This is a genomic window from Streptomyces sp. W16 (assembly GCF_033194735.1).
GTDB lineage: Bacteria > Actinomycetota > Actinomycetes > Streptomycetales > Streptomycetaceae > Streptomyces.
Genome location: NZ_JAWOAI010000780.1, coordinates 1 through 3,424, shown reverse-complemented (window position 1 = coordinate 3,424; position 3,424 = coordinate 1). Strand labels below are relative to the sequence as shown.

2 protein-coding genes and 1 pseudogene are annotated in these 3,424 nt (G+C 68.2%); all 3 read left to right on the top strand.

Annotation, left to right across the window (positions count from 1 at the left end):
* The coding region (locus R6V09_RS49095) for a DNA translocase FtsK (protein ID WP_317887928.1) at positions 1–1,704 on the top strand (1,704 nt) is incomplete at its 5' end.
* A 266-nt stretch (positions 1,705–1,970) separates the two neighbouring features.
* Positions 1,971–2,831: a helix-turn-helix domain-containing protein gene (locus R6V09_RS49090; protein WP_317887927.1), complete on the top strand. Its 861-nt coding sequence runs from the start codon at positions 1,971–1,973 to the stop codon at positions 2,829–2,831.
* Positions 2,832–2,935: 104 nt separating this feature from the next.
* A pseudogene (locus tag R6V09_RS49085) lies at positions 2,936–3,424 on the top strand (30S ribosomal protein S12 methylthiotransferase RimO); the annotation flags it as partial.

Genomic DNA, 3,424 nt, shown 5'->3' with positions numbered 1-3,424 from the left:
GACGGGGCCGTCCTGCACGGCATGCCGCCCTCGCCGATCGTCGCCGACCTCACCCAGGGCGTACGGGTGGGAGGCGACCGCGAGGACACCACCCCGACGCCCGTCCCGGCCCCCGCCGCGCGCCCCAGGCAGGAGAAGCTCAAGGCCGAGGTCATGGACCTCACGAAGGCGCCCCCGGAGGAGGTCCGGGACCTGCCGCCGCGTGCCGAGCAGCTCCAGCTGTCAGGCGACATCACGTACTCGCTGCCCTCGCTCGACCTCCTCACGCGCGGGGGCCCCGGCAAGGCGCGCAGCGCCGCGAACGACGCCGTGGTCGCCTCCCTGACGAACGTCTTCTCCGAGTTCAAGGTCGACGCCGCCGTCACCGGCTTCACCCGTGGGCCCACGGTCACCCGCTACGAGGTGGAGCTCGGCCCCGCCGTCAAGGTCGAGCGGATCACCGCCCTCACCAAGAACATCGCCTACGCCGTCGCCAGCCCCGATGTGCGGATCATCAGCCCGATCCCCGGCAAGTCCGCGGTCGGCATCGAGATCCCGAACACGGACCGGGAGATGGTCAACGTAGGAGACGTCCTGCGTCTCGCGGACGCGGCCGAGGACGATCACCCGATGCTCGTGGCGCTCGGCAAGGACGTCGAGGGCGGCTACGTCATGGCCAACATGGCGAAGATGCCGCACATCCTGGTGGCCGGCGCCACCGGCTCCGGCAAGTCGTCCTGCATCAACTGCCTGATCACGTCGATCATGTGCCGCGCGACCCCCGAGGACGTCCGCATGGTCCTCGTCGACCCCAAGCGCGTCGAACTGACCGCCTACGAAGGCATCCCGCACCTGATCACGCCGATCATCACCAACCCGAAGCGGGCCGCCGAGGCGCTCCAGTGGGTCGTACGCGAGATGGACCTCAGGTATGACGACCTCGCTGCCTTCGGGTACCGGCACATCGACGACTTCAACCAGGCGATCCGCGACGGCAAGCTGAAGACCCCGGAGGGCAGCGAGCGGGAGCTCAAGACCTATCCGTACCTCCTGGTGATCGTCGATGAGCTGGCCGACCTGATGATGGTCGCGCCGAGGGACGTCGAGGACTCGATCGTGCGCATCACGCAGCTCGCGCGTGCGGCCGGCATCCACCTGGTGCTTGCGACACAGCGCCCCTCCGTAGACGTCGTCACCGGTCTGATCAAGGCGAACGTGCCCTCCAGGCTCGCGTTCGCCACCTCCTCGCTCGCCGACTCGCGGGTCATCCTCGACCAGCCCGGCGCGGAGAAGCTGATCGGCAAGGGTGACGGGCTGTACCTGCCGATGGGTCAGAACAAGCCCACCCGTATGCAGGGCGCCTTCGTCACCGAGGACGAGATCCACGCCGTCGTGCAGCACTGCAAGGACCAGATGACCCCGGTCTTCCGGGAGGACGTCACGGTCGGCAGCAAGCAGAAGAAGGAGATCGACGAGGACATCGGCGACGACCTCGATCTGCTGTGCCAGGCGGCCGAGCTGGTCGTGTCCACGCAGTTCGGGTCAACCTCGATGCTCCAGCGCAAGCTGCGCGTCGGCTTCGCCAAGGCCGGGCGGCTGATGGACCTCATGGAGTCCCGGGGCATCGTCGGACCCAGCGAGGGGTCCAAGGCGCGTGACGTTCTTGTGAAGGGTGACGAGCTGGACGGCGTGCTCGCGGTGATCCGCGGGGAGTCTGAGGGGTAAGCGCGGGTAGACGGAACCCGAAGGGCCGCGGCCGTCCGTGACTCACCCGTTAGAGATCGTCGGGCAACCGTTTCCCTTTGCCGTACGTCAAGTTGAGCGAGAGGACAGATGGGGCTCCCACCATGGGGTCCGTGTCTGGCCCGCCATCGGCCTGTCCGGCCATACCGATGGCGTACAAAGTCCCACCGCCCGGTTGCCTCACCCTTTCATACCCCCCCTAGACTGAACCTCCAGCACAGGCGGCTACACGCTCGAAAGGCGCCCCCGTGTCCATCGGCAACTCCCCTCAAGACGAGCGTCCGTTCGAAGACGGTCGCTCCGAAGACGGTCATGAGGAAGCAGCCCGCCCTTCCGTCGGCCGAGCCCTGCAGCAGGCACGTATCGCCGCCGGGCTGACCGTCGACGACGTCAGCAGTGTCACCCGGGTCCGCATCGCCATCGTGCACGCCATCGAGGCCGACGACTTCACGCCCTGCGGCGGTGACGTCTACGCGCGCGGGCACATCCGGACCCTCGCCAAGGCCGTCCACACCGATCCCGCCCCGCTCCTCGCGCGCTACGACGACGATCACGGCGGACGCCCGGCCCCGACGCCGGCGGCACCTCTCTTCGAGGCGGAACGTATCCGTCCGGAGCGGCGGGGGCCCAACTGGACCGCCGCCATGGTCGCCGCGATCGTCGCGGTGGTCGGCTTCGTCGGATTCACCGCCTTCAAGGGTGGCGACAGCGACAGCGACGCCAAGTCGCAGGTCGCCCAGGGCGCCACGCCCAGCACCAGCAAACCCGCCAAGCCGACACCCTCGAACACCGAGTCCGCCACACCCAAGTCCGACCCCTCCGACAGCGCCATCGCCGCCGCGCCGCAGGACAAGGTGACGGTCCAGGTGACCGCGGTCGACGGCCGCAGCTGGATCTCCGCCAAGGACCACAACGGCCGGATGCTCTTCGACGGACTCCTCAAGAAGGGCGAGTCCAAGACCTTCCAGGACAGCTCGAAGGTCAACCTGATCCTCGGCGACGCCGGCGCGATCCAGCTCTACGTCAACGGCAAGAAGATCGAGGACGACTTCCAGCCCGGAGCGGTGGAGCGACTCACGTACACGAAGGGCGACCCCGAGGTCGGATAAGTGGTCCGGCAAGTGGTCCTACGGGGTGAGTGATCAAGGGGTTGGCCAAGATCGGCCAACCCCTTCGACGTGGGGTGTCAGTGGGAACAAGTAGTCTTGAGCCCATGCCTGAACGCCGTACCGTCGCACTCGTCACTCTTGGCTGCGCCCGTAACGAGGTGGACTCGGAGGAGCTCGCAGGCCGCTTGGAGGCGGACGGCTGGCAACTCGTGGAGGACGCCGAGGACGCGGACGTCGCCGTCGTCAACACCTGTGGCTTTGTCGAAGCCGCCAAGAAGGACTCCGTAGACGCCCTCCTGGAAGCCAACGACCTCAAGGGCCATGGCAGAACGCAGGCCGTCGTGGCTGTGGGCTGCATGGCCGAGCGGTACGGCAAGGAGCTCGCCGAGGCGCTGCCCGAAGCCGACGGAGTGCTCGGCTTCGACGACTACGCCGACATCTCCGACCGCCTGCAGACCATCCTGAACGGCGGCATCCACGCCTCGCACACCCCGCGAGACCGCCGCAAGCTGCTGCCGATCAGCCCCGCCGATCGGCAGGAGTCCGCCGCCGAGGTCGCGCTGCCCGGCCACGGCCCGGTCGACCTCCCGGAC